Origin of the sequence: Kosakonia sp. H7A, from assembly GCF_003028445.1 — a bacterium.
Lineage (GTDB): Bacteria > Pseudomonadota > Gammaproteobacteria > Enterobacterales > Enterobacteriaceae > Kosakonia > Kosakonia radicincitans.
This window is the reverse complement of the sequence record NZ_PYTZ01000148.1, coordinates 1-432: the sequence shown is the minus strand read 5'-3', so window position 1 is coordinate 432 and position 432 is coordinate 1. Positions and strand designations below refer to the sequence as shown.

The 432-nt window shown below is 69.0% G+C and carries 1 protein-coding gene; it reads left to right on the top strand.

Annotated features, from left to right (window positions below):
* Positions 1-404, top strand: a 404-nt coding sequence (locus CWM66_RS28660; RefSeq protein ID WP_304598312.1) for a carbonic anhydrase, incomplete at its 5' end; no start/stop codon positions are given.
* Positions 405-432 lie beyond the last annotated feature (28 nt).

Genomic DNA, 432 nt, shown 5'->3' with positions numbered 1-432 from the left:
TGCTGAAGGTGCGCCACATCCTGGTGGTGGGCCACTACGGTTGCGGCGGCGTGCTGGCCAGCCTGACACAGGCGCGCCTGGGCCTGGTGGACAACTGGATCCGGCATGTCACCGACGTGGCCGACAAGCACGAAGGCTGCCTGCACGACGTGGCGACGCTGCCGCTGCAGCACGCGCGCCTGTGCGAGCTCAACGTGCTGGAACAGGTGGTGCACGTGGTGCGCACGACGGTGGTGCAGGACGCATGGAATCGCGGGCAGGAACTGACGGTGCACGGCTGGGTGTACAGCCTGCGCGATGGCCTGGTACACGACCTGGGCCTGGACGTGGGCGCCAACGACCAGCTCGATGCGCGCTACGCGGCGGCGCTGGCGAAGATCCAGGCCGACCGGCAGGAGCGCTGAGCACACCATGCTGGCCGCACCGCTCAAC